This is a genomic window from Spirosoma aureum, assembly GCF_011604685.1.
Taxonomy (GTDB): Bacteria; Bacteroidota; Bacteroidia; order Cytophagales; family Spirosomataceae; genus Spirosoma; species Spirosoma aureum.
The window spans coordinates 3,692,417-3,717,424 of record NZ_CP050063.1 but is presented as its reverse complement, the minus strand read 5'-3'; the positions used below and the strand labels follow the sequence as shown (position 1 = coordinate 3,717,424).

The following is a 25,008-nucleotide window of genomic DNA, read 5'->3' as shown; positions in this document are numbered from 1 at the left end:
CAGAACTTAACCTAAAAGTTTCTTTTACGTGTTGAGGTAGACCTTGCGTCAACAGCTACCATGAAAGTCCTACTATAACTGACTGATTTAAATCAGTCAATAGCCTGTCGCCAATGCTGGTGGTCTGTGCAGGGCAACTATACTTTTGTGCCAAATCTAAACCGGGTGGTGGCCAGGATCTATCATCTGCCCATTCGCGTGAATGACCATATCCGTTGATTATCCTAGAGTACTGAAAAAGAGCGTTTACGGAGGATTTCGGGGCGACAACCGGAGGTCTGATAAAAGCCGATTAGACCGGTAAACTTTACTAAAAATAGTATGACTGTGACAAGATTAGTTTCAACCGATTTTTTTGAAAAAAATTGGTTGAAAAAAGCGTTACTTTTCTGTGGCATTATCGCTTCCGTGCTTTATATCAGTACCGACATTCTTGCCGCTGTACAGTGGGAAGATTATAGTTATGCGGACAAATCGGTGAGCGAGCTGAGGGCAATCGGTGCTCCGACAAGACCTTTCCTGATTCCGTGGCTAACACTATATGCGCTGCTTGAAATTGCCTTCGGGATTGGCATCTGGGGAGCTTCAGGTCGTAAGCTATCACTGCATATAACAGGTGGTCTTTTGATCGGACTCGGGTTGGTTGATTAAGTAGCCATATTCTACCCAATGCAACTGGATGCCAATCTCCGTAAAAATGCTATGCATCTCGTGCTTACGAGTATTACCATACTACTGATCCTACTGATTATTGGATTTGGTGCCACTTCATCTGGAAAGTGGTTCCGTATCTATTCTATCCTGACCATCTCTATACTTCTCCTGTTCGGAATTTGGGCGGGTCTAGACGCTCCCAGAATAGCAGTAGCTATGCCAACGCCGTGGCTGGGGATTAAGGAACGTATCAATATCTATGGTTATATAATTTGGATGATGGTACTGGCCTTTGATTTCTTGCGGGCAGAAAAATTACCTGGTCCATCTAAGCATTTACCTGCTTATAACATAGCTAAACATGCATCGGAGATAAAAACTACCAGTGATTGACTCCTGAGAAAACGAACCCATCTGCTCGACAGCAATAAACAAGTAAAAGCCCAGCCATGAAGATAATAGTTATATCATACTCATTAACGGGTAACAACGATACCTTAGCCGCCAGTATAGCATTAGCATTGTCGGCGGAACACATCAGAATCACAGAACCCAGCTCTCGAACGATGTGGACAATTATCCTTGATCTATTGTTTAACCGGACGCCACAGGTAACTCCAGTACTGAATATGGTGAAAGGGAATGAGCTGGTAATTTTTGTAAGCCCTATTTGGATGGGCCATATTGCATCACCACTCCGTTCATGCTTTCAGCAACTCAAAGCCCGTATAGGCAACTATGTGTTCGTCTCGATAAGTGGAGGGGCCGACGGCGCAAACCCTAAGCTTGACGACGAACTACAAATGAGACTGGGAAAAAGGCCTGTTGCACTTGTCGATCTGTCTATTGCTACTCTACTGCCAGCCGCTCCGAAACCCACCCGAAAAGATACATCGACTTACCACTTAACGGCCAGGGACGTAAGAAGTTTAACTGATACAGTCGTGAAGAGATTACGAGAAACGTTGACTTTGCCGGCAATGTAGTAATGGATATTGTACGAGCCAATTTGTGGTTATTCAGACGATCCCTTGTTTTGAGTATTATTACGTAACCAAGGGCCATATATTCGAAGAATAATTACCTTTGCCCATATTGTCTTGTATATTAATAGGTTTAATAGGCAAATGTTACTACTATCCGGCACCAGAAGTTAATATAACGGTTAAAGGGTATACTACTGATCAGAAAATTATCAGTACGTTTAGTAACGATGGATCGGAATCAGCGACTAGTCAGATAGTATTTGGCCAGTTTCACTTACGGAATTTAAAATCAACCTACCAGAGTTGATGGGTGGCCAACAACCGTATTTGTTAACAGTCGACGTAGGGTAAGCTTGGGTGGACAGTTCGCTCGATCAGTACACGCCATTTTTATGTTGCTTTCACTATACATAATCCTGATTCATCATGCTGGACATTCTTTATATTGAAGATAACCTCAATGAGATAGACATTTTTAAACGAGTACTGAGCCACTTGGTAAATCCGCCAAGCTTCACCGTTTTGTCTAATGGTTCAGATGCCATCGATTATTTACTCCAGCAAGGAATCTACGAGGACAAGACCTACCCCATGCCTAGGCTGGTACTTATTGATCTTAATCTACCAGGCCAGAATGGCTTTGAGGTTATTCAGCAGGTACGGGCCAATACTGGAACCAAATATTTGCCCTTACTCGTGTACAGTATTTCTGACTTAGCCGACGATATACGTCGAGCCTATAACTTGGGTGCTAATGCCTATCTGATTAAGCCCCAGAGTTACCAGGAAGTCAGTGAACTGATGCGACGAGCCATCGACTTTTGGCTGACCCCAAACCAGTACGTACGCTAAAAATTGCAAAGCCGTTAGAGCCGAAAACCAGATTGAATTACCAAAAGAAGCGTTTGACCGCTTCTTTCGTCATTTCACACTGATAATCAATATATTCGAAACTGAGTTCTACTCTGCGCTTCGGTAAACGTCGCCCTTCCTTCTCGAAACACTCGTTACTCTCCCTAGCCATGAACCCAACTAATCCTTTGAAAACCAATAACCTGAAAGATGACTTAGCCACAGCTCAGAAGGGTGTGCTGGTTTTTCAGGCCATTCGAAGCCCGGATGGAGCATTGACCGATCTGTTGCTGACCAAGATTAATAATCGGGCCGAACTTGACCTTGGCCGCCAGACTAAAGACCTGCTGGGACAGTCTCTCCATCAACTACTTCCTCATCTGGTGAAGACCGGCGTGATTAATCACTTTCACCAGGTAATGGAGACGGAACAACCAGCGCACATTGACCAGCTCTTTGCCCTATGTGATCGGATGGAGGACGCCTGGAGGAATGTATCGGCTATAAAACAGGACGACTGCCTGGTCATTTCGTATGATCCAACAGTTCAAATCAGCAAGGATACTAGTCAACTGAGTGATCGACTTCAGGAGGTTATTGATGGGTTCGATCTGAATGTCACCATTTTAGAACCTGTTTATGATCCGCAAGGGGAAATTCATGATTTTCGTTTTGTGATGATCAATGAAGCCGGAATTAGCATGAGTGGTTATTCCCGTCAGCAGCTTCTGGGCCGGACAGTATCAGAAATTTACCCATCTACACGCAGGAATGGTTTCTTTACGCACTATGTAGATACCTATCAAACGGGACAACTCTTTACGGGGGAACAGTTTTATCCCGAATATGATTGTTGGAGAATCGAGAAAATCACACGAATTTCGAGGGGGCTGATGATTACCTACAAGGATAGTTTACTCCCAAATCATACCGAAGAGGAAGGCAGTCAACAGGCACAACTCATACACACTATACTCGAAAACGTTCCGATAGGGATTGCTATTTTACGAGTAGTTCGCGGTGCAAAAAATAGCAAAAACTACTATATCAATTTTCGAATTACACGGGTCAATTCACTATTGAAAGACCTTTTTGGAAAATCGACCCGCGCGCTTGAGGGAGAATTACTAACCGATGCGTTTGCTGATGCGAATGCATCGGGCCTACTGAGTCGCTGTATGAATGGTATCGAGCGAGCTGACGTTCAGGAATTTGAAATGCCTTTTGTTCACAATGGCAAAACGAACTGGTATCGAATTGTCATCACTCCACAAAGTGAACTATTGATGTTGACATTCACTGACATCACCTCGATTAAACAGTCCCTACTGGCTCATCACCAGCAAGCTGAAGAACTTCGAACCGTACTCGACTGTTCACCAAATACCATCGTGGCGTTTGATGCCTTACGATCCAGGGAGGGTCAGATAGTCGATTTTCGGTGTACCTTTCAAAATAGGATTAGACGGCAGGGACATGGTTCTGCAAATAAACCGAAAGCGGGAAGTAATCCATTTAATTTTTCTCCACAACTGAGGGACAAAGTTCTGTTGGCCCGGTACGCCGACGTTGTCAAAACGGGTCGGCCTTTCGAGTCGAAAGTCATGGTTCGGGAGGGTCAGCAGGTAAACTGGCGGGATCAAACGGTGGTTAAAAGCGGGGATGGTGTTGTTGTAACGATCACAAACAAACCAGCACAATCCATGAGCGAACGTAGCGATTCTGATCACCATAAACATTTTCCATCGACAAGCTACGAAGCCATTTTCGCTACGGCCACAATTGGCATTATCATCTGCGATCAGCAAGGTCGAATTGTTTTGACCAATCAATTGGCTGATCGGTTGCTGGGTTACCCGGCGGGTGAGATGGACAATCTCACGATAGAACAACTTGTGCCTTCGAGTGTGAGCCACTACCACGAGAAACTCCGAAAGTCCTTCAACGCTGATCCTCAGGTACGGCCTATGGGTCACAATCGAGACCTGCATGCCCAGCGCAAAGATGGCTCGGTTTTTCCGGTTGAAGTCAGCTTGAGTCATTTCCAACTGGATGATACCTTGTATGTCGTCGCCTATATCATCGACATCAGTGTTAAAAAGGAGGCTGAACGGCAATTGCTGGCTCATCAGTCCCAGATTGAACAGCTCAATAGTGAGCTGGAAGAGAAAGTGGCCGATCGGACGCAGGCACTTCTGGAAACGCTAAACCAGTTAAAGCAATCAAAAGAAGAACTGACCCAGGCCCTGTCCGTCGAGCAGGAGTTGGGTGAATTGAAATCCCGCTTCGTAGCCATGGCTTCTCACGAGTTCCGATCTCCCTTAACCGCCCTACTCAATTCCGCCACCCTCATTGGGAAATATACAACAAGCGATCAACAGGATAAACGAGAGAAACATCTGGCCCGCATTCGGGCCTCCGTCAACCACCTTAATGATATCCTCGAAGAGTTTCTTTCGGTAGGCAAACTTGAGGAAGGCAAGATCGAAGCCCATCCTTCATCGGTGGATATTGCTAAACTGGTGAGTGAAGTACTGACCGATTTAAACGCTACGTTAAAACCCGGCCAAACGATACAGACGCACTTGTCCTGTCTGAGTCCAGTCTGGCTTGATGGTTCGCTGCTACGAAAAATCCTGGTTAATCTGCTCTCCAACGCCCTAAAGTACTCAGAGGCTGGTTCGGTTGTACAGCTTCGGGGGAGTTGCCTGATGGGTCAGTTGACACTGAGTGTTCAGGATCAAGGCATTGGGATTTCAGCCGAGGATCAGGAACACCTGTTCGAGCGGTTTTTCAGGGCGACAAACGTAGGCAACAGAACAGGTACTGGTTTGGGACTGCACATTGTAGGGCGTTATATCGACTTGATGGGCGGGGACATTTCCCTGCAAAGTGAAGTAAACCAGGGCACTACCATCACGATAAGCATTCCCTATGAAGACGCCTATGCTAGTCAATAAAGACATTGAAAAAGACAGCATAGATGTTAATAGATACCCTGATTAGCTGAATGATAGATTTAATACTATCTGGGCAGAGGCATTGAATGATAAGTTAGATGCAGTCATTTGTGTAAAAACAGATTGATTCCTGATACTGATCAGGGAATTTGTTGGTTGACAGGTCTAACTTTCATGAAAAATAACGGTTTTTTTACCACTTCCAGGGGAAGCTACATCGACTAATTTGTAACGAAAGAATAACTGTAATCAAGTCAGAGTAACGCTGACTTGTGGTTCATTTCACTACCTGTTATTCAGGAAACGGATAGCTAATTTATCTGAGTCAACTGCTCTTACGCCATGCAAACAACGTCTTCCAACCGGTCTCACCCTTCTGAGAAAATGTCTATAGAACGGAAGCAGGCGTATAGGGCTAAACGTTTGATATGGATGGAGTTGCGCCTAAAACTCCTACGTAAGCATACGCAGGAACAGCAGGCGTGTTGTGAGCTGGGTAGAACCGAACGATTGGTGTTAAAGGATACTCATTTAGAAGAAAGGAGTCGGTTTTATGAACATCCGAACGATAAACCCTTAAATTGGTTTGCCTTACTTGTTCGTCAATCCATGGAACTGACCGAGCTGTCGCAGACCAATCAACTAAATCGTCGGAAACTTCTCATTAAGCAAACCGAGGAAGAAGAACGTCTGGAAGAATTGATTGCCTTTCAGGAGCAATTGTATGAGTCCTGTCAAAAGGCATTAAGCACTAAACTGACATGCAACAAAACGCAGTAGTACTTGTTTGTGATTTCTAGTTTTCACAAAGCCGCTAATCTGAATTTTAGAACCTCCTCATGGGTGTTGACCCGAATCAATAAGTAGGCTAATGAGGGTCATACGGCAAAAAAGACTTCAAGATTAGATTTGTCTGTGCAAAAACAATAGCAGTTTCTGTACAGACAAGTTATGAGCCAATCGTACGATCAGGAATCGATTCATAATCTTAACCCGAACGGGCTGAGTTTGGTAGAATATGGCGACTACAGTTGCCTACGGTGTCAGGCACTTCAGAAAGTGGTCAATAGAATTTTCCCTCCGTTCGAGGGTAAACTATCGTATCAATTCCGGCATTTTCCGAACCTGAGCCATCCCAGAGCCTTTTTCATGTCACTAATGGCTGAAGCAGCCCGACGACAGGGTAAGTACAGTGTTATGCATCAGGCTCTGTTTGTTCAGGCGAATCCAATTTCAATTAAGTCAGCTCCGGAATTGGCAAAATCGCTTGGCCTCCAGATAGAGTGGTTTCTGGCTGATCTTCAGGATGAAACACTCAAAGACCAGATATGGGCAGACATCGAGCAGGGAAGGCAGGATGGAGTGGTGCAGACGCCAATGCTGTTTCTGGGTATTCACCGTTTACATGGTAAACTGACTCAGGCTCGGTTAGGACCACTGCTTAACCAGTATGTGAAACGACCCTTATTACTCAGAAATGAAGCTTCAGGTGTAACCAGCTTAAATGACGCTACCGGCAGATACCACTAACCAGGTAAGGCAGCAGTCCCCAATTCTAGCCATTTATGGAAACGATTATGGCTGTTCGAGCAACTAGATCGCCTATGAAAAAAGCGATTACAGTCGTTGTTAGCGGTACCTCGGCTGAAGAGTTAATGTCTGTTACTCAATTGATCAACCCCGCAACCGGTATCGACTTAAGTTCATAGAAACCGGCCAGTATACGTCAGCGAATTTAGAAGCGTATGCTCTTTAGTAACCAGCAGTCACTTGCGGGTTATCTGGAATACCTCAAAGCATACCCAACTGAAATAAGTCCGCAATGCAACGATTTACTGACTGATGATTCGAGTTTCTTCGGGGATAGATTAACAATGCCCTATCTGAAGTGCGTTTTATTAACTCAATTTTTCCAGCACAAATTTCCCCGTCACATGCCGCGAATTTGGGGACACGCCTGATCGACAGGTCAGGAAGTTTACTCGCTGGCCATATTCGCTCATGAGATTCTCTCTACATCCGGTAGGACAAAATCGTTCCGAATTTATGCCACTGACCTCAGTTAATTGGCCTTTGATAAAGCCCGGCAAGGAATAAATACCTCTTTCGAACTGGAAGGAGTTTCGTCCCGGCGGCTGAACCAATCCTTTTTCAGGAGAATGGGCACTATCGCATCAGTGAACCGGTACGTCGATACTTTCAGTTTTCTCTGCCCAATTTCTTTCTGAACGCTCCCTTTTCGTATCTGAACATGGTTTAGCTGTTGCCATTTGCTGAAGGAGGTAACTGAAGATTATCAGCTTAGCTTCGTTCAATTTCATCAATCTCATAGACCAAGGGATTTTTGCTGGTCGGTCAAATGAAAAGCATTCCTGGGCTGACTATCTTATTTAGTGCTATCGAAAAAGAGCATACGGTTTATTGCCGTTACAGGAAATTCCCTAGGCAGGGACACAATTTGAATTGACTGGCTGAACTTGACTTACCTGGTGATATCCCGTTTTGTTGCGTATTCGAATCCTGTACACGATGGTTGCTGGTAACTCAAAATGAGCCAAATCGAGTGTAGGTTGAAAAAGCATAGGGCTTATTCGCGCCGGTCCTAATAGCTGCTCGACATAACGTCGCTCCTCGCCCTGTAGTTCTTCATAAATACCCTGGATCACCACACTACGCCAGTCGAAGGGATTGGTTAACTCGGACACCTCAAAACAAACGTTTGGATTTGTTTGTAAAAGCGAAGTCAGTTCATCTTCCTGAATTTGACCATAAATCGCTTGTCCATCGAAGAGGTAGGTAACAGGCCAGATCATTAGTTGCCCATTGGCATTGGTGCCAAGATGACCAAACAGCTGGGAACTCAGGACATGGTCCGTTACGCGGGGGGATAACGTAAAGCGCATAGCCAATATCAAGTTTAGAATCGGGCTCAAGGTAATGCTACCCTCTTCGGCTCCCTAGAATTGACGACAGATAACAGGCTGATTGAAATCAGCCTGTTTGGGTATTGGCCTCATATTGTTGGAGATGTTAAATACTAATCTTTACGATCCACCTGAACTCCTGCTTTATGAAAACTATTCTGTCCCCTACATATTTGAGTCTCGAAACCGACCTTCCTATGTACGTAGCCGTCAGCCTGGCGCATAGCTACCAAACGGAAGTCATTTTGTTACATCTATTGAATTCACCAACGATTCGTAATGACAGTAGCGGACAGCTCTGTGCCATTAGCGGTCAGGCTGTAGAGTTACTGGTGATCGTCTCTCCAGCAGTTACCTTATTAGATATATTTTTAACCAATATATCTGTGGACGTTTTTGTTCCCTATGCGCACTGCTCGGTATTGTTCACTAAAACCCTTCCCATTTATTCTCCACCCAAAAACGTGCTTTTGGCGGTGGATGTGGATGATCGACGGAAGTCTAACCAGGCTTTCCCATTTACCCTTAACAAACAGGGTGTCAGGCAGTTCCTGTACGTTATGCCCCCTACCGATTACCGTGACGCCGAAGAAGTTGTTGAGGTTTGTAGCTGGGTAAACGACTTCGCCTGTGCGAAAGGGATCAGCGACTTTTCGTTTGCGATCCATCCAGCTCAATATGTGGCAAAAAACATCCTTCTCCGTGCTGAAGCACTACAGGCAGATCTGATCGTGCTGTTTGACTATGGTTCGGGGCAGATAGCCCATCGGCGGTGGGGTAGCGTGATTAAAGATGTGTTGGCACAGGCGCAGATCCCCGTATTGATTATGCAGGGGTAGACCTGCATCGTACTGAAAAACGGCTATATATGCCTTATTACTTGCCCTTAAACTGCTTACTAGTATGCAGGGAACTTTGAATGATGAGCAAATCAATTACCTACTTCAGAGTCAGGCAATTGGCCGACTTGTGTGCCATGCGGCTGCAAAAGGTTACGCAGTACCCATTACGTATGTCTATGATGGACAATACATCTATGGCCAAACAAAAGATGGTCTAAAGGTTCAGACACTCAGGCAAAATCCTTCCGTTTGCTTCGAAGTGGATACCATTCTGAATATGGATAACTGGCAATCGGTTATTATCCAGGGCGTTTATGAAGAACTGATAGGAGAAGAAAGCCAACATGCACAACACTTAATCGTTGACCGAATAACGCCCCCTCTGGTTAGCGAAACGGTTGTTCCTTCTCCTGGTTTGGACATGCATCAAATTAGCTACCCAGCCAGCTTAGTCACCTTCCGTATACGTATACAGGAAAAGTTTGGTCTGTATGAAACTGATAATATACAGGCTGGTAATTGGTCTGTGTTGCCCAAAGATCGGCATGTATTTACGGTGCGCCTACTAACAGGAATCGGACTAGTCATTACCATCACCAGTCTAGTATTCGTGGGCGATTATGGCTTTCTAGTCCTCTTAATGTTGATCAACGGACTAGGCTTATGGGAGTTTTATCGATTATTTACGACACCGTCCATTTCTCCTCTGAAGCTTCCGGGCTTCGTATCATCAACGGTGCTACTAATCAGTGTTTTTCTGGCCCTGAAAAATCACTCGTTCGGACTATTGCCACTGATTACAATTCCCCTGACTTTCGGTGTATTTCTTATCCAGTTATATAAGCCATCCTCCCATCCGTTCCAGAATATTGCCTTCACACTACTTGCTATTCTTTGTATTACGTTCCCCCTTGCCTTATTTAACGGAGTTGCGTTTTTTTCAACAAATCAGGGCCTATACGATCCAACTTTAGTGTTCGCTTATTTCTGCTTATTATGGGCTAATGATACTGGTGCTTTTATCACTGGAAAACTACTAGGAAAGTATCCACTATTCAAACGTATATCTCCCAAAAAAACATGGGAAGGTAGTCTCGGTGGTATAGTTTGCACTTTAGCGGCTGCATATCTGACCTTACCTCTTGTGCCTAAGATGGATGCAAATTACTGGCTTTTCATTGCGCTAATCATTGTCGTGAGTGGTACGTATGGCGATTTGGTCAAATCCATGATGAAACGAAGCCTTAGCGTGAAAGATGCTGGCACTCTTCTACCCGGTCACGGCGGTATCCTCGACCGATTTGACTCACTGCTAGGTTCAACTCCTTTTGTCTATACGTATTTACAGCTCATTCATTCCCTTTAATAATATATTTATCTCGCCTATCGGCTGGTTGCTTCTCCGTTTCTATTCTTATTAGACCTAACGGAGAACCTAGACGGGTTTAAATGGGTGTTTCCTAGCAGCTTTCTATCTGATGCCCTGGATGGTTACTTTGCCCGAAAATACAAAGTGATCAGATATTGGGGGAACGGCTGGACTCCCTTGCCGATCAGTTGACAATTTTAGCCGCTATCACGGGCCTTTTTAAGTTTAAGCGCGAATTCGTTCGGCAAGAAGCAATTACACTTTTATTAGTATTTGAGCTTTACCAGTTACAGAACGTAATCACCTATCTCGCAAAGGCTGATGCGGTTTTACAGGCGCTTTTTTTGTATTACCGTTTTTTATGACGCAGCCTGCGTATGAGCATCTGGAAAAGCTTCACTACCAAAAGGATGTGGATTGGCTGTAATATAAAATTGTTGTACCTACCAAAACGCCAGAACGGAATAACAGGATTGACAGGGAGATCATATCCAAATTCAACCTGCAACTATTTCAGTCGAAAGCACCAAGTGATTTTCTGCCTTATGTAAATGATATATCTGCGTTGAATAATAAAGCCTACGCCTTTTTGTAGGATGTTGTTACGTTATCTCAGCATCAAATAAAAGCCCATGTCCATCAGTTTTTTTGTTTATAATTCCAGATTCCATTTCCTTAGAACTTTATAAAAAGCCCGTAATAGCTTTTACGATTACCATGCCCTCGTTGTCATGAGCCTTGCAAAAAGCCAGGAGTAGCCTATTTCCTTTGGGATTTTTTTTGAAAAATACCATATACAAAAACAGTAGTGCATACTTATACTTAATTGCTGTATACCCTATATTTCAGAAAATTGGTGTCCATACGCTGCTAATTCAGGACCGGGTTAGTAAATACAATAAAAATCTAAAGTTAAAGTAATTACACATCCAATCCTTGAACAAAATTTAAGGATGTTATGAGTATGGTAAGATAATGATAAAAATTCTTTAAGCGAAGATTTTGTTAAAATGAATTCATCTAATAGTTGTGAGTTATTTTATTGGTAATATGCCTAAACTTCTAGCTCATACTTTTTTTATTATTTTCCTTTTAACGAACTGGTTAAATAATTATTAGGCCTTTATGATTTATATAATTTTCCATAAAATACTTAACGAACATAATAGAATCAATCACATTGTTTTGCCGGTTCACACTATAGCCTAAATACTTATATCGCTGCATATCAATTGTTTATATACATAATTATTAAGGATTAAAAAAACAGCTAAAATCCTGATATTTTTAGTTTATCAGCTGACAATTGCATCTAGCTGCTATTGATCAACATTATCTCTTTGATTGATCGTTGTCAGTTAATGTGTATTGGCAAATGGTGAATTTTATTTGAAAATCTAGCAGAACTTCGCTAGAATAAAACAGACAATAAACAATTAAATACAAAATGCCATGAATCGACAAAATTTTTTTGTAAGCTTTTGTGTACTTATTCTTGGGCTATCCATTCAATCGTTCGCCCAAGTGTTATTACCCGAAATCAAGGTACTTGCCGTCAATTATAAATACCTTGGCGCAGTCAATAACAAAGCAGTGGCGGTACCCGTTAAACAACTTGAACGGAAAGCGGCAGTATTCGATCTAAAAGATACTGATTTTTATGAGGATGAGTATGATAATTATTTTGTTACTTTTTTTATTCCCGAAGGAAAAATACTTGCAGCTTACGATAAAAATGGAAAACTGTTACATACTGCAGAGAAATTCAAGAACATAGCATTACCACTTCTCGTAAGTCAGTCCGTAGCCAAAAAATACCCGAACTGGCATATTGCCAAAGATGTGTATTTAGTTAACTACCATGAGTCGAATGGAGTAACTAAAAAGTATAAGATTTTATTGGAAAACGGCACAAAGCGTATGCGTATTAAAACGAATGAAAAAGGTGAGTTTATCTAAAATGTGACAAAAAATAATCGGGAATAAATATGCAATTTTCTTCCCGATTATTTTTTGTCATTAGAATTTTATTGCTTCAGCTAATTGCTTACTTTTTTAGATATTTTTCTATACCCCATTAAAAATCCGATAAATAGTACTTCATCATTAAGCTTTGACTAAATTCTGTAGTATAAGCAAAAGTTTTTCGCTCTACTTTCAGGCGACTATCAAAATGCAGCCCAATTACAACTTGCCCTGTAATACAAATCCTGCTGGGCCTCTCTATATTGCTATCCTGGCCATTCCAGATAGAAATTACAGGCTGCTGAATAGACCTACTAAATAACTGAAAATGGTTTGAGGCCTTCTTGGGAGTTACCTATTCGACAAAAACGCAATTCCTGGTATGGTAGCTGGAACTGTTCTAAGTAAACATGATACTGGCGCATCATCCACTGTTCTATGCTAGTTTGTTTCCGTCAATGCTTTCCGTCCAGCCCCATATTTATTTCAATAAAATTCCTTCCAACTTAATCCGATACCTGTATAACTGTGAGAATAGAACGTTTACTGTCGTTACAGTTATGATGTAGAATTCTTACTGTATATAAGCGTCTTCCATCAGGACTTCAGGTTTGACAATGGGTACCAGTCTGTCCTTCTGGTCTATGGTTACATAGCGAGCCAGTGCATGCATGGTTGCTTCGATGCAGGCGCGGGTTGGAAGGCCTTTACCAATGCTTACCGCTGCCCGCTACTTGGCGAAGCGAATGCCCAACTGTTTGTATTCGGCCAAACACAAGCGAAGTCCATCTGAAGCTTCTGTTATTTTTTCAGCCGGAATGCCTGCCAGATTCTGAATACACATATAGTCTTTAGTCTCAGGAATAATGATTACCTGACTGAGGTAATCAACAAATGAAATTCACGTTAGCGTTTGCTGTCGACTGCCCCTAAGCGGTGAATGGCGTGGGCAACATTGATCCCCCGGTATCATACTCTGATTGCAAACAGCGTAGTTTCTATTCTGGTATCAGCCGATCAAGTGTCATACTATCATGCACAGTCGGATTAAGGGTGAGGGTAAGAATCATAATGCTCGGGTTTCTAAATTGTACCTAGTAACATTCTCCGAATAAATAGCGTACCGATTTGCCTTACAGTTTTACAAATTCCACTCGCCTGTTCAACGCTTTGTTAGAAGGAGAATCATTCGGTGCCACAGGTTGTGATTCTCCCTGGCCGTCCGTTTCAATCCTGACTGAATCGATACTAAATATCCTGACTATTTCGGTCTTAACGGCAGCCGCCCTACGTTTGGAAAGATCAAGATTGGCTGCGTCGGCTCCATCGCCATCCGTATGCCCCACGATCTTGATTTTAAAGGTTGGATTTTCGTTTAGCACGGATGCAATCTCCTTTAACGTACCATATGACTCCGGTTTTACTACGTCTTTATTCACATCGAAATAGATGCCATAGCTCACCAATTTACCTTCCGTTATCAATTTGTTTCGCATATCTGGAGTGCCTACGGCGATACGGATATTACTAACCATAGCGGCTCCGTTTTCAAACCGAATCCTATCAAATCGAACGTCAGTCAGCGGGAACGCTTTAGGCAGATCAAACAGTTTATTTGCATCCTGGTAAAGCCTGAGCCTGGCTTTTTGCACCCATATGGAAATGTGGTATTTATAATTTTCTACTTGATAAAATTGCTGTCCGTCTTTGTAGCCACTCAAGCCTAAATCCGCTCCTTCTGCATCATTAATGTACGTCCTGTATCCCGTACGTCCATAGTACTCGCAACTGAACAGGAAGCCAGCCTTTCCAGGTACCGATCCATGGTCATACGATTTGGCATTGATACTTTGTAGGAGCCGAAAATTATAGCCAGCCATTCGGCCTTCTTCACTTTTGATAGGAATTACATCGAATTCAAGGGTGTAGTTATCAGGCAATTTTAATAAACCATCTGTCCAGATTGCATTACGGGAAGCGAACTTCATCCACCGGCCGGGGAACAGGTTAGTCGTTACAATTTCAGCCGAACCATTTGTATTCCATAAGGCGGGGAAGTCCCCGATATTGTCCTGAGTAAAATCATCAAAGAAAATTACTTTCTCGCCCGGAATAAAGTCGAACCTAGAATAGGTTTGTAGTGAGGGTAATGCAGCTTGCGACGGATTCACTTTTTCAGCTTCTTTAGGAAGCTCTTTATCTTTGCTGGTCTCCTCTTTTTTGCTCTTATTATTAAGGGTTTCATCGACCTTTTTTTCGATGGCCTGGTTTGCTTTTTTTTCAAATAACCGTTTGGGGTTAATAATCTGCGCGTTGACAGTTGCAGAAAGAGAAAATGTGATCAGGCATATAAATATCGTTTTCATAAGCTATTGATTTAGCGTAAGTTAATTTATGGCGACATGATAGGTTGAATAGCAGTCTACTTTCCCGCCTTTAAAGACGAATTCTCCTGACATTAACCAACGTTGATCAACAGCCTGTGCAATCAGTTCGCCACCGGCTGATAAAAAGCCTAAACGTAATGACTATAGTGTCGTGACCAGGCAATCCATCAGGGGGAGTCTGCCTGTTTGCTTAAGCGCCGTAAAGCCGCCAGTTACATTCATTAGATTGGTAAATCCATGTGCCTTTAACAATGACATGGCAATCATGGACCGGTAGCCACCTGCACAATACACATAATACGTAGTGTTTTTATCTATCCTCTCCAAGTTGTCGAGGATAGACTCTAATGGCAAATTTTCAGCACCCACTACGTGTTCAATGTCATATTCATTTTTTCGACGGACATCTAGCATTGACAGTGAAGGGGTTTTCTGAAACAAGTCAGCGAATGCGTCGGCAGAGATCGAAGCAATCGTATCGATGTCACGATGCGTGGCCTGCCACGTAGCAAATCCACCTTTTAAATAACCAATACAGTTGTCATACCCCACACGAGCCAGCCGCAGCACCGCTTCTTCTGTCTGCTCCTCCGGCGCAACGAGCAGAATGGGTTGCCGTAGTTCTGAAATGAGGGTTCCTGCCCAACCGGCAAACTGTCCTTCCAAGCCAATGTTTATCGAGTTGGGGATAAAGCCCCTGCCAAATTCCTGTGCTGATCGCACATCAATAATTACTGCTTTTTCTTCGGTAGCATCTACATCAAAAGCCCGGGCAGAGAGCGGCTGCAGCCCCTTACAGATTACTTCATCGACGGATTTACAGCCCATTTTGTTGAGAACAGCGTCTTTCGGAAAATACGGGGGTGGAGGTGTTAACCCGCTGGTCACTTCGTTGATAAATTCCTGTTTGGTTTGCACCCGTAGGGCATAATTAACCTGCTTCTGATGACCAAGCGTATCAGTTGTTTCCTGACTCATATGCTTGCCACACGCCGAGCCGGCACCATGACCCGGATAAATTAATATGTTATCAGGCAGTGGCATTATTTTCATATGCAGACTGTCGTACAGATAACCGGCCAAATCCTCCTGCGTAAGGTCTGTCTTAACGGCCAAATCAGGGCGACCAACATCGCCAATTAATAACGTATCACCGGTGAACAGGGCAGTTTCTTTGCCCATTTCGTCCAGTAATAAAAACGAAGTCGATTCCATCGTGTGGCCGGGCGTATGCAACACGCGTATCGTAACCTGTCCAAGTGGAAACGCTTCGCCGTCGGTAGCGATATACGCATTATAATTGGGTTGTGCCGTGGGCCCATAGACAATAGTTGCTCCGGTTTTAGCCGCCAGATCGACATGACCCGATACAAAATCGGCGTGAAAATGCGTCTCAAACACATATTTGATGGTGGCCCCGTTCACGCTGGCCCGATCCATATAGGGCTTCGTTTCACGGAGTGGATCGATAATCGCGACTTCTCCTTCCGATTCAATGTAATAGGCGGCTTCGGCCAAGCAATTTGTATAGATTTGTTCTACTTTCATGACTTTTTCGTACTTGAGGTACTAGCTCAAAATTGTCGTATAGCCGGACGATTTATTGTGATTTCCATTAACCAGGCATTATGATTTTTATCAGGTTTTCTCTGGCAAAAGTGGAGAACGGCGCTTGCAGTAAATCGATAGAGCCGACAGGACGAAAGCAAATCCCTAATCTGATAGATTACAATCAGGCTTATAGATTAATTTTTCAATTGGATAGGCCAATGGAATTTGCCAAAAATAAAGCCTAACGTAATTGCTATATTTTGCAAATCAACTTATTCTACCAGCGGCTGCTCATCGAATTTGCAAAAACCTGTAGCCAATGTCGGGCCTGAATTTTATCCATTTCGTAATAGACAACTCGCCAGACGGTGTAGCCCGCTCCACCGGTCTTTTTTATACACGGCAGTTACGACTCAACCCACTTGTTGGGGCTTCAAATCGCTCGTTCGCGAACCAATTAGGCCGTTAATGGTCTTTACATCAGCTCTTTATCTGAAGAAAATCATTGTCTACAGGTCGGCAGATCACTAGTTTTGATCCAAGCGAATCCTGATCAGATGACTATGAAAACCCTTGAGATCTACCCAGCGATGACGCTGGTGCATCTCCAGCAACAGTTCAGCAAATTATTCCCATCACTGCGAATCGAGCCACTGATCGAGCACGAAGTACCCAACGAACTACAAACGTTGAGTGATCTGGCTGGTCACTCAGTGACGAACTGCTTTGTACTTAATGGGAGTATGACGATAAATGAACTGGACGCTCTATTTCGGGAATGCTATGGCTTACCGGTTCGCATACTTCGCTGGATGGGTTATGCCTGGCATGATACCGACGACACCAGCCAATGGACGCTGGACCAGCAAAATCAGAAAGGCACTGATGCATAATGAATGAGCTTCGATTAGGGACTATAAAAGGCGCTATGATCATCAACGAATTGATGATCATAGCGCCCAAATGAGTTTAACAAACTCCTTTTTAATGTTTTTTTTCTATCAAATAATAGACGATCCGCTTTTTACAACTCTTGTAGTTAGGTAGTTATCTCGTATATTTTTAGCAAAAACAGAAGCCTCGTGCAGATCCTTTTCATTGGGCCTTCCTTTGTTTAGTCCTCCAAAAAAATACTTAATAATACCTTCGTCGATAAAGCCTTTACAACTGAATTCTCCCAGAAGTATGAAGCCTTTATGCGTTAGCTTATCCCGCAAAGGCTGGAGAGCCGGTGCCCAGGGGAACGTTGCCGTTGAGAATATAAACGCCTTTTTCTGCTTCTGCACCTCAATCGTATCGACCAAATGGAGTAAAACCGAATGGGGCTTTCGATTGTAAATCCCAGAGCCAAATCCAATAAGTGAATAAGCGTTGATTTCTTCCGGAGTCACCTGTAGAGGATCTTCAATCACGGCATCCAAAACCTCGGCCATTCTCTGGGCAACTTTCAGTGTATTGCCGTGATGGACCGATTTACAGATCAGTAATACATCCTTTCCTTTCATGTTAAAACTTGTTTACAGGTCATTTGCCTCCGTACGGCTGCTGTTGGCGCAGCCGTACGCAATTCCTACTTTTTCGAAGCATTTGCAGAGCAGGGGCAACCGTTTATTGTTTTATAATTTTAACAGTCTGCGTCTGCGTGTTGGTATAGGCCTGCAAAAACAATACACCCGGTTCTGACTGATTGATCTGAAATTGTTGCAGTTCATCTTCACTTACCTGATTGATGTGCCGACTTTCCAATACTTTCCCTTGTTGGTTGGTTAGCCGAAGCTGTACCGATTGACCCTCAACGCCCTGGATAAGTACCCTAACTTGATCCGGAACCGGATTGCTCAAAAGCGTCAAGGTTAAAGGGCTGGAGGTTTCGGCCACCCCCAGTCGCGACCGCCCACAGGCTGCTTTCAAATTCCAGACGTAGCTGACGGTTTGCCCGTTCTGGCGTGCATACAACATAAAAGGCTGCACATCGCTGGCTGTACGGCTCTCTTTATCAACAAAGCGGTCGGGATTGGACGTCCAGTCAGTAATGCCAGCCGACATATACTCAATGGGCGATCCGTCTCCACCCTGCGTATTAAAATGAATAGCGCCATTCTGACAATCGTAGGTAGGCTGGACCAGGACGAACCCACCGGCCGATACCGTTAACTTATAGGTAGTGATGACAGGCTTATCCGGGAAAGATGCGGTGTTGGCCTGTACCTGTACTGTATACACACCAATTTGAGAAGGCGTACCCAGAACAACGCTGACAGGATTAGGCCCGGACAGCATACTTTTGGTGAAGACATATAAACCGTCGGGCAACCCCGTAACCTTAAAAGACCAGTCATATCTGTAGTTGGGCGAATAAGGCGTAGGGTCGACAAAATACAATCCCACGGGAAAGCCACTACCAGGAATGGGTTGCCCCACTGTCAGGAACTGGTCAGGAATGGGTTGCACCAGAACTGGCGGCAGTGGGGTCAGTGCGTTGGTACAGGCCTCTTTGAGGTCAAACTCATAACTTATCGTATAGGCACTCTGAGTGGCCTGAATTAAAATAGGCTTCGGATCCCGGCGTAGCTCTGCTTCTACAATGCCTGAATTTGAGCTAAGGGAGGATCGGGTAATGCCGGGTGCCGTATAGACAACGGGAGAACCATCTCCTCCGCTCACATTCAACGTAATTGATCCTGTCGGGCAGTCATAACTCGGTCGACCTATCACCAGTCGTCCCAGTGACTGTTTGGTAACCTGTAGGCCTGCTTCGCCAATGAGCCCCTCGTCCAACAAAGGTGGTGTGCTTATTATAAAAAAGCTTCCATCTGTTCCGTAAGGGAGAAGTAGCGGGAAACCAGCAATTTTGTCTCGTTGCCACTCCCTACCTAAAGACGCATTGTATTTAATGATTGACGATTGGTAAACCCCGAAACTATTCAAAAAACATAAGAGTGTGCCACCGTCCTTGGTTGGTCCAAAAAAGTAAGATTGATAGACGGCCGAAGGTGCTCTAACTAGAACGTCTGTTGCTACTTCGTTAAATTGAGCGTCGTATTTATACAGGTAAAGATTTGCCCTTATCGCCTGGGTTTCGAAAATAGACACAAATCCTCCATCCGTAGTTGGCGTTAAATTAGTCCCACGAATGACAACGTTATCCTTCTTGAACAAGACGTTCCCATCATTATCCATGTAGTTGATTGCTCCCCCGTAACCCACCAAATACTTATTATCACTTGCTTTGAACAGCATCGACAGTGAATTAAGTCCGTAACCGTATTTCCACTTCATCTCGCCCTGCTGATTAAACTTGATGAGTTCTGCGGTTACGGGATTGGTTTGCCCGGCTGGGAACGAACGGGCTGCTACGATTAACCCTCCATCGGAAGTCGTAATCAAACCAGAGGGGGTAAGCATCGGACTTAGCAGGCTATACTGTTTTCCCGCTTCGTAGAGCACAAAATACGATCTGGTAATACCATCCCTGCCTATCTGGGAGGTGAATAAGGTACTTATTTCCGAATCGATTCGCTTGCTCCCAAGCACTAAAAGATTACCGTCATTTGTCTCTGATACACTAAAAATGTCGTTCTCACCCGTAAATTCCTTTGTCCAGGCGGTTTTGCCGCCCTGCTCTAACTTGGTGAGAATCGGCCAGGAAGCCTTCAGAATGGCAATAATTCCCCCATCATTCAATTGTTGAAACCGGATAAGGTTGTTTTGGGTGGGGAACTCCTTTGCCCATATCGTTTCGCCTGTATTGTTTAGTTTCATCAGGATCGGCCCGGCTGCCTGTAACGTAACCAACAGATCATCCTGTGCTTTGGCGACACCACCAATTCTGGTTCCTGGTTGAAACTCTTTGGTCCAGCTTGTTCTACCCGCATAATCGAGTTTGATCAGGATTGGTTTAGCCGCCTGTATCATCATCAGAAGTCCACCATCCGCCGTTGGCAATGTACCAACCAGGCTAGCTGGCTGATCGTAGGACGGAAAATCAATGTTAGCTTTTAGCGTCCGATCCCAGAAAATAGGGGGTGGGGATGATGGTTGCGCGAGAGCACACGGTGCAATCATTGTCAACCGTAAAATCCAAAACGGACATACTAGTTTCGCAAGTAGATTAGTTTTCATCGGTGTACATAGTATATTGAAACGCTTATGGACATAAATATTATAGCTTGCCTAAATGCCTGTAGTGTTCCCAACATTAGGAACTGACATCTGGAGGGGCTTACCCAAGTCAATCTTCTATCCTTTGGATGAACTGCTGTTGATTCATTTAAAACAGGCACTTAAACGGGATAAACCACCGAATGCAGAAGTCGTATCGTAGATCGATCGGTACGTTCTGGCAAGTTCAACGGCCACCAATAACGCCATGTCCGTTTCACAACCCAGATCGGTTGGGACAACAATCGTATTTCATACATAGGTCGGATAATATGACGGGGACAAAGGAATCCATCATCCGTCTTCCCCTCCCTGACGATATCTACTTATCTCCCTGATTTATGTCACACTCTACCCTGACATAGCTCCGGGTATATAGTTCATCCCCCCTGTAGTTTTGAGTAAACAATTAAGCACCCTATCAGTCATGGAAACACTGGGCCTGCTTTTGACCATCGACGACAAAATCGTTAACGTATGTTCGGTCACGCAATTGATTGACAGCTACCGATTGCCGGTCATCACGAGCGTCCTTTTCTTTCTGTTTTTCGGAATGGCCGCGTTTGTCAACACCCGGAACGCACTCGAAACGCCTGTCGCCTATCAGAGCTACGCTAATTATGCCTTACTCTTTTACCATCGATTTATTCTCGGTCTGTTCGATCGGTTTACCATGCCGATTGTGCTCAGTATCGGCTTGGCCCAAGCACTGATTGCGGTATCCATGTTTTTGAAAGGCGATTGGTTTCGAATCGGTCGTCTGGGTGGAATGGTTTTCCGCATCGCCATCTTTCCCGTTGGATTTGGCTCTGTGCTCCCCTCCTTATTGATGGTTGCACTGGCTTTTATCGACTCCAAAATTCGAAATCGATTCGGAAGATACGCAAGTCGGGATGAGCGCTATTACCCGTTGTTTGACGGGCACGCACCTCATGAATTACGTTAGGAGTATAAATCATTTTCAATGATCAACTAAGAATCGCTGTCATGTACAAGATCCTGTTACTCACTGATTTTTCGCTTGCTTCACGCCATGCCATTGCTTACGCCCAGGCTCTCTTTTCTGATACATCCGTAGACTTCTGCCTGCTACATACGTTTCCGCTTGTTCCCGTAGAGGGTTACAGTGGTAGCCTGTTGCTAGGCGAACAGATAGAGTCTGCGGAGAAGTCGATAAAGTCCCTTAAACACGCCATCAAGCAGCAGGAGCCTACCTATCACACCTATCGATCTCAGGTGGCACTGGGCACACCGGCCCATGCCGTTGAGGTAATTCTAACCCAGCAATACTTCGATCTGGTTGTTCTGGGAGCCACTGGCTTGGGCAAAAATGAACTGTTCGGTAGTGTAGCGACGGGGATGATTCGTCAAGCCAAAACGAACGTACTGACAGTGCCGGTCTCCGCCCCAATCCAACCTGTTAAACGAATTGTACTGGCAATCGACTACACATCCATCAATGATGCGGAGTCTCTGCATCTATTGAGCGACATCGCTAACCGTAAAGCCGCTCTGGTAACGCTCCTTTCTATCGAAAATCCCAACATACGCAAAATGCAGGGCACCGAAACCAGCCGTCAATACGTCCTTGGTGCACTGGCGAACGTGTCAACGGAAATCGATTGCGTTCATGAAGAGGATGTGCGGTACGGAATCAAAAATTACCTGAAAGAGCATTCCGTTGACTTGTTGGTCATGCTGCCCCATCATAAGGGTTTCCTGGATGTGGTGACTCAAAAAAGTGTGAGTCGTTCCGTCGCCTTTCAGCCCAAAGTTCCACTGCTGACGCTCTATGATGAAAAGATCAAGGGTGCTTCATCAGAGAATAAACCAGACATCGATGAGATTCCTTTTAATACCTATCTATAAAGTAACCCGTTTATGAAAGCCGAAAAATACCGTCAGCTTAGCTACGTGCATCTGCTGAACCAGATCTGGCGCAGTGACCTGGAAATCGCTCTGCTCGAGGTGAATTTTTGGGAAAATCTGCTTAATACCTTGGATACGGACCTTGATCCTGCCCACTCGAACCATGACAGTACATGGAAGACAGAAATAAGCCAGTTGCATCATTTTCGCCGATTAATCAAACGGTTGCTCGACGAGATACAGGAGCTTGAGAAACAGCTTGCGACTGGTGTACAGACCGATCATGTACTGGATGCCGATACCCGGTTGAATCATCAGTATCTGCGGCTGGAACTGGATAGTTTCCACGCTGATTTTCGGGCGTTCAAAACCGAAATTCGGCAGTACATAACCGCTCAGCCGACGTTCTGATCTGCGTTTTTACACACAAAAAACTAGTGGTTTTTTAGCAAACTACCAGGTTTTTGTGTTGTCAGGATTCGGTGCCTAAGCCTTGGGCGGAAACGTCGTTCTGATGGGCTATTATTCGGTACGCAGTTTATTCCAATTACCTGTCAGTCAACTGATCAACATCATAAAGGTGGCTTGCAAGGATCAGTCTTCCGCCCGGTTGGCATCATGGGCTACCGCCCTATCATTCCGTTGTTTTGTCGACTGTCTATCTAATCCAAACAGGCTTCCTATGAAAACTAGTTGTACGGACTATTCAAAAAAAAGCTGGCTAACACTTCAATTGATGGATTTCAGCCTCGTGCAATACGCCAAAGCAACCTGGACATTAAGCGTGGCGGTCGCCGTCGAGAAGCAAACTGCCCATTTATATGAAGCAACGCTTTCGAAGCCAATCGATCAGGTTGTCCAGGAGCAAATGACGACCGTCAATGCGAACTTCAACAGTTCGCCAAACGTCAATGGCATCTATACGTTCAGGATTGACTCGATTTACGAGTTCGAAAGCCCGGCCAGTACTAAATTATTCAGACATCCCCCAAACTACACCTTCGATGTTATCAACGATGGCTTTTCGACCACCTCCCAGGGGGGCGGCTGGTTGGTTAGCTACAAAGTTATTTGCCATAAATGGTTAGCGAGCAAAATTTTCGAAAGTGGCCCTTTTGGACCTGGAGCTACGGATGGATTAACCCTTGAGTTTGGTCATGCCCGGGGGGCGTTGACATCTACGGAATGCGGATCGAAGGAGCAAATAACCCAGTCAACGGACAAACATTTGAGCCTGTCAATTGCATAATGAATTACCCATACGGTAATATCGCTTGGGACGGATACACAACCAATCTATTGCATTCAACGGCAGACGGCTCAATCGTTGGAGAGCAATCGATCACCAGGCCTTTTCCGAATTCGATCGTGCCCATGGCCCTTGATTTGCAGAGTGAGCCGTTGGAAGGAGACTTGATTGAAGTGCATCCAGTAATCGGGTTTTCGTACGCAGTGAATCCTACGCCTATTATACGGTATACGACCGCACCGTCTGGGGGCTACGTTTTTGGAACAAATCCATTCCAGCCTTCAACCAGCGGCTATCCCTGGAATATGGGCTATTCGAATTTTTTAGAAAAAGCTAATTACAATTCAGTAGTGGCCTATATATGGCTCCTTTTGTATGAGGTACAGCATGCGCATTTTCGCAATGGAGCCAATTTCGTTTATAGCGCTGTTGTTCAATTTTCCGCAAAAACACCTGTCATCCAAATCACTAGGCTCAATACCAGCGATTTTAAAGCGAATGACCAGATTGCCGTTTCCTTTATGGTGGAGGGCACCTTTAAACAGGGCAATACCTTTTCGTTTCAGCTAATTGACGAACAAAACAATACCCTTACATTACAAACCATCGCCCGTACAGAAGGTGCAATGTTGACAGGGCTGATGCACATGTTCTTGACTATCCAACGGGCTAGAGCGTACATCGTAAGCAGTGTTTCCAGGGCGCAAAGCAGCAAGTATGGTATCATTATTCGACCTACTCCGCTGGGGATTAACGTTCCAACGTTTAATTGTCTGACTGGAACGATCACCTTCAACATTACTGGGGGCGACGGTTCGCCCGTCACCTTCACCGCTTCGGGAATCACCTCTCCGGCTCCCACCAGCATCGTCGGTATCGTTGAGGCTGAGCTAAGAGCCGAATCTAAACCTATTCTGATCCAGGCTATCCAGCACGGCCAGACTGCTAGCTATCTCTTCGACTTGCCGGCGTTTTGTACTACCACGAACCAGCCAACAAACTCATTGAGTTTGCTGAACCCCGCCTATGACTGCACGACAGGAACCATCCGCTTCAACACCATCGGGGGCGATAATTCACCTATTCAGTTAATGGCGGCTGGCATAACCGGCTGGACAACTAATCCGAATCGGTTTGTCTACAAAGAAAGTCCCATGGCGAGCGATGTCCAGCCTTTTATGCTACTGGCTCGCCAGAACGGGGAAACCCTCAACTGGGTCTAGGACTTGAAAGCCGCCT

Annotated in this window: 23 protein-coding genes; 17 read left to right on the top strand and 6 right to left on the bottom strand. The window is 44.6% G+C overall.

All coding sequences use genetic code 11. The features are described from left to right. Positions 1–321 precede the first annotated feature (321 nt). From G8759_RS14490 to G8759_RS14460, 7 genes are all read left to right on the top strand, one after another. Positions 322–651, top strand: coding sequence for a DUF998 domain-containing protein (locus G8759_RS14490; protein ID WP_167209093.1), 330 nt, complete (start codon positions 322–324; stop codon positions 649–651). 18 nt (positions 652–669) lie between these two features. After that, positions 670–1,047 (top strand): hypothetical protein, encoded by a 378-nt coding sequence (locus tag G8759_RS14485; protein WP_167209091.1) that lies wholly within the window; start codon positions 670–672, stop codon positions 1,045–1,047. A gap of 173 nt (positions 1,048–1,220) precedes the next feature. Beyond that, positions 1,221–1,640 carry a hypothetical protein gene (locus tag G8759_RS14480; protein WP_197933135.1) on the top strand — a complete coding sequence of 140 codons (420 nt, stop codon included), beginning with the start codon at positions 1,221–1,223 and terminating at the stop codon, positions 1,638–1,640. A gap of 426 nt (positions 1,641–2,066) precedes the next feature. Continuing rightward, a complete protein-coding gene (locus G8759_RS14475) occupies positions 2,067–2,492 on the top strand; it encodes a response regulator (RefSeq protein WP_167209087.1) in 426 nt (141 codons plus the stop codon). Positions 2,493–2,662: 170 nt separating this feature from the next. Further along, on the top strand, positions 2,663–5,452 hold the full coding sequence (locus G8759_RS14470; protein WP_167209085.1) for a PAS domain S-box protein: 2,790 nt from the start codon (positions 2,663–2,665) through the stop codon (positions 5,450–5,452). A 342-nt stretch (positions 5,453–5,794) separates the two neighbouring features. Further along, entirely contained in the window at positions 5,795–6,232 is a 438-nt protein-coding gene (locus G8759_RS14465) for a hypothetical protein (protein ID WP_167209083.1), read from the top strand. Positions 6,233–6,403: 171 nt separating this feature from the next. Then, positions 6,404–6,982, top strand: a complete 579-nt coding sequence (locus G8759_RS14460; protein WP_167209081.1) for a DsbA family protein — start codon at positions 6,404–6,406, stop codon at positions 6,980–6,982. A gap of 911 nt (positions 6,983–7,893) precedes the next feature. Here G8759_RS14460 and G8759_RS14450 read toward each other — a convergent pair. Further along, on the bottom strand, positions 7,894–8,355 hold the full coding sequence (locus tag G8759_RS14450; RefSeq protein ID WP_167209079.1) for a pyridoxamine 5'-phosphate oxidase family protein: 462 nt from the start codon (positions 8,353–8,355) through the stop codon (positions 7,894–7,896). Between the two features lie 167 nt (positions 8,356–8,522). Between G8759_RS14450 and G8759_RS14445 the strand changes: the two genes are divergently transcribed. From G8759_RS14445 to G8759_RS14435, 4 genes are all read left to right on the top strand, one after another. Further along, the gene (locus G8759_RS14445; protein ID WP_167209078.1) at positions 8,523–9,215 is read left to right on the top strand and encodes a universal stress protein; all 693 of its coding nucleotides are present in this window, start codon (positions 8,523–8,525) and stop codon (positions 9,213–9,215) included. A 64-nt stretch (positions 9,216–9,279) separates the two neighbouring features. Then, positions 9,280–10,584, top strand: coding sequence for a phosphatidate cytidylyltransferase (locus tag G8759_RS14440; RefSeq protein WP_167209076.1), 1,305 nt, complete (start codon positions 9,280–9,282; stop codon positions 10,582–10,584). Positions 10,585–10,590: 6 nt separating this feature from the next. After that, entirely contained in the window at positions 10,591–10,779 is a 189-nt protein-coding gene (locus G8759_RS36400; RefSeq protein WP_394353326.1) for a CDP-alcohol phosphatidyltransferase family protein, read from the top strand. Positions 10,780–12,039: 1,260 nt separating this feature from the next. Further along, entirely contained in the window at positions 12,040–12,546 is a 507-nt protein-coding gene (locus G8759_RS14435) for a nicotinate-nucleotide adenylyltransferase (protein ID WP_167209074.1), read from the top strand. A 580-nt stretch (positions 12,547–13,126) separates the two neighbouring features. Here the strand turns inward: G8759_RS14435 and G8759_RS36395 are convergent. From G8759_RS36395 to G8759_RS14415, 3 genes are all read right to left on the bottom strand, one after another. Further along, on the bottom strand, positions 13,127–13,225 hold the full coding sequence (locus G8759_RS36395; RefSeq protein WP_394353312.1) for a class I fructose-bisphosphate aldolase: 99 nt from the start codon (positions 13,223–13,225) through the stop codon (positions 13,127–13,129). A gap of 460 nt (positions 13,226–13,685) precedes the next feature. After that, a complete protein-coding gene (locus tag G8759_RS14420) occupies positions 13,686–14,918 on the bottom strand; it encodes an OmpA family protein (protein ID WP_167209072.1) in 1,233 nt (410 codons plus the stop codon). 162 nt (positions 14,919–15,080) lie between these two features. After that, positions 15,081–16,487: an MBL fold metallo-hydrolase gene (locus G8759_RS14415; RefSeq protein ID WP_167209070.1), complete on the bottom strand. Its 1,407-nt coding sequence runs from the start codon at positions 16,485–16,487 to the stop codon at positions 15,081–15,083. Positions 16,488–17,053: 566 nt separating this feature from the next. On the opposite strand from G8759_RS14415, the gene G8759_RS14410 reads away from it, so the two are divergent. Continuing rightward, the gene (locus G8759_RS14410; RefSeq protein ID WP_167209068.1) at positions 17,054–17,383 is read left to right on the top strand and encodes a hypothetical protein; all 330 of its coding nucleotides are present in this window, start codon (positions 17,054–17,056) and stop codon (positions 17,381–17,383) included. 108 nt (positions 17,384–17,491) lie between these two features. Here G8759_RS14410 and G8759_RS14405 read toward each other — a convergent pair whose 3' ends face one another. Together G8759_RS14405 and G8759_RS14400 are read right to left on the bottom strand one after the other, a co-directional pair. After that, positions 17,492–17,995, bottom strand: coding sequence for a flavodoxin family protein (locus tag G8759_RS14405; RefSeq protein ID WP_167209066.1), 504 nt, complete (start codon positions 17,993–17,995; stop codon positions 17,492–17,494). 103 nt (positions 17,996–18,098) lie between these two features. Further along, positions 18,099–20,555 (bottom strand): T9SS type A sorting domain-containing protein, encoded by a 2,457-nt coding sequence (locus tag G8759_RS14400; protein ID WP_167209064.1) that lies wholly within the window; start codon positions 20,553–20,555, stop codon positions 18,099–18,101. A gap of 523 nt (positions 20,556–21,078) precedes the next feature. On the opposite strand from G8759_RS14400, the gene G8759_RS14395 reads away from it, so the two are divergent. From G8759_RS14395 to G8759_RS14375, 5 genes are all read left to right on the top strand, one after another. Beyond that, entirely contained in the window at positions 21,079–21,597 is a 519-nt protein-coding gene (locus G8759_RS14395; RefSeq protein ID WP_167209062.1) for a hypothetical protein, read from the top strand. A gap of 41 nt (positions 21,598–21,638) precedes the next feature. Further along, complete coding sequence (locus tag G8759_RS14390) at positions 21,639–22,520, top strand: universal stress protein (RefSeq protein WP_167209060.1); 882 nt, start codon at positions 21,639–21,641, stop codon at positions 22,518–22,520. Positions 22,521–22,532: 12 nt separating this feature from the next. Continuing rightward, entirely contained in the window at positions 22,533–22,931 is a 399-nt protein-coding gene (locus G8759_RS14385) for a hypothetical protein (RefSeq protein WP_167209058.1), read from the top strand. A 271-nt stretch (positions 22,932–23,202) separates the two neighbouring features. Next, positions 23,203–23,769 (top strand): hypothetical protein, encoded by a 567-nt coding sequence (locus G8759_RS14380; protein WP_167209056.1) that lies wholly within the window; start codon positions 23,203–23,205, stop codon positions 23,767–23,769. Continuing rightward, complete coding sequence (locus G8759_RS14375; protein ID WP_167209055.1) at positions 23,769–24,992, top strand: hypothetical protein; 1,224 nt, start codon at positions 23,769–23,771, stop codon at positions 24,990–24,992. Before G8759_RS14380 ends, G8759_RS14375 begins: the two co-directional genes overlap by 1 nt. The last annotated feature ends 16 nt before the right edge of the window (positions 24,993–25,008 follow it).

What these genes read in the sequence shown, in the direction of transcription:
- G8759_RS14490 (WP_167209093.1), top strand. Translation starts at nt 322, where the DNA reads ATGACTGTGACAAGATTAGTTTCAACCGATTTTTTTGAAAAAAATTGG.
- G8759_RS14485 (WP_167209091.1), top strand. Translation starts at nt 670, where the DNA reads ATGCAACTGGATGCCAATCTCCGTAAAAATGCTATGCATCTCGTGCTT.
- G8759_RS14480 (WP_197933135.1), top strand. Translation starts at nt 1,221, where the DNA reads ATGTGGACAATTATCCTTGATCTATTGTTTAACCGGACGCCACAGGTA.
- G8759_RS14475 (WP_167209087.1), top strand. Translation starts at nt 2,067, where the DNA reads ATGCTGGACATTCTTTATATTGAAGATAACCTCAATGAGATAGACATT.
- G8759_RS14470 (WP_167209085.1), top strand. Translation starts at nt 2,663, where the DNA reads ATGAACCCAACTAATCCTTTGAAAACCAATAACCTGAAAGATGACTTA.
- G8759_RS14465 (WP_167209083.1), top strand. Translation starts at nt 5,795, where the DNA reads ATGCAAACAACGTCTTCCAACCGGTCTCACCCTTCTGAGAAAATGTCT.
- G8759_RS14460 (WP_167209081.1), top strand. Translation starts at nt 6,404, where the DNA reads ATGAGCCAATCGTACGATCAGGAATCGATTCATAATCTTAACCCGAAC.
- G8759_RS14450 (WP_167209079.1), bottom strand. Translation starts at nt 8,355, where the DNA reads ATGCGCTTTACGTTATCCCCCCGCGTAACGGACCATGTCCTGAGTTCC.
- G8759_RS14445 (WP_167209078.1), top strand. Translation starts at nt 8,523, where the DNA reads ATGAAAACTATTCTGTCCCCTACATATTTGAGTCTCGAAACCGACCTT.
- G8759_RS14440 (WP_167209076.1), top strand. Translation starts at nt 9,280, where the DNA reads ATGCAGGGAACTTTGAATGATGAGCAAATCAATTACCTACTTCAGAGT.
- G8759_RS14435 (WP_167209074.1), top strand. Translation starts at nt 12,040, where the DNA reads ATGAATCGACAAAATTTTTTTGTAAGCTTTTGTGTACTTATTCTTGGG.
- G8759_RS36395 (WP_394353312.1), bottom strand. Translation starts at nt 13,225, where the DNA reads ATGCATGCACTGGCTCGCTATGTAACCATAGACCAGAAGGACAGACTG.
- G8759_RS14420 (WP_167209072.1), bottom strand. Translation starts at nt 14,918, where the DNA reads ATGAAAACGATATTTATATGCCTGATCACATTTTCTCTTTCTGCAACT.
- G8759_RS14415 (WP_167209070.1), bottom strand. Translation starts at nt 16,487, where the DNA reads ATGAAAGTAGAACAAATCTATACAAATTGCTTGGCCGAAGCCGCCTAT.
- G8759_RS14410 (WP_167209068.1), top strand. Translation starts at nt 17,054, where the DNA reads ATGAAAACCCTTGAGATCTACCCAGCGATGACGCTGGTGCATCTCCAG.
- G8759_RS14405 (WP_167209066.1), bottom strand. Translation starts at nt 17,995, where the DNA reads ATGAAAGGAAAGGATGTATTACTGATCTGTAAATCGGTCCATCACGGC.
- G8759_RS14400 (WP_167209064.1), bottom strand. Translation starts at nt 20,555, where the DNA reads ATGATTGCACCGTGTGCTCTCGCGCAACCATCATCCCCACCCCCTATT.
- G8759_RS14395 (WP_167209062.1), top strand. Translation starts at nt 21,079, where the DNA reads ATGGAAACACTGGGCCTGCTTTTGACCATCGACGACAAAATCGTTAAC.
- G8759_RS14390 (WP_167209060.1), top strand. Translation starts at nt 21,639, where the DNA reads ATGTACAAGATCCTGTTACTCACTGATTTTTCGCTTGCTTCACGCCAT.
- G8759_RS14385 (WP_167209058.1), top strand. Translation starts at nt 22,533, where the DNA reads ATGAAAGCCGAAAAATACCGTCAGCTTAGCTACGTGCATCTGCTGAAC.
- G8759_RS14380 (WP_167209056.1), top strand. Translation starts at nt 23,203, where the DNA reads ATGAAAACTAGTTGTACGGACTATTCAAAAAAAAGCTGGCTAACACTT.
- G8759_RS14375 (WP_167209055.1), top strand. Translation starts at nt 23,769, where the DNA reads ATGAATTACCCATACGGTAATATCGCTTGGGACGGATACACAACCAAT.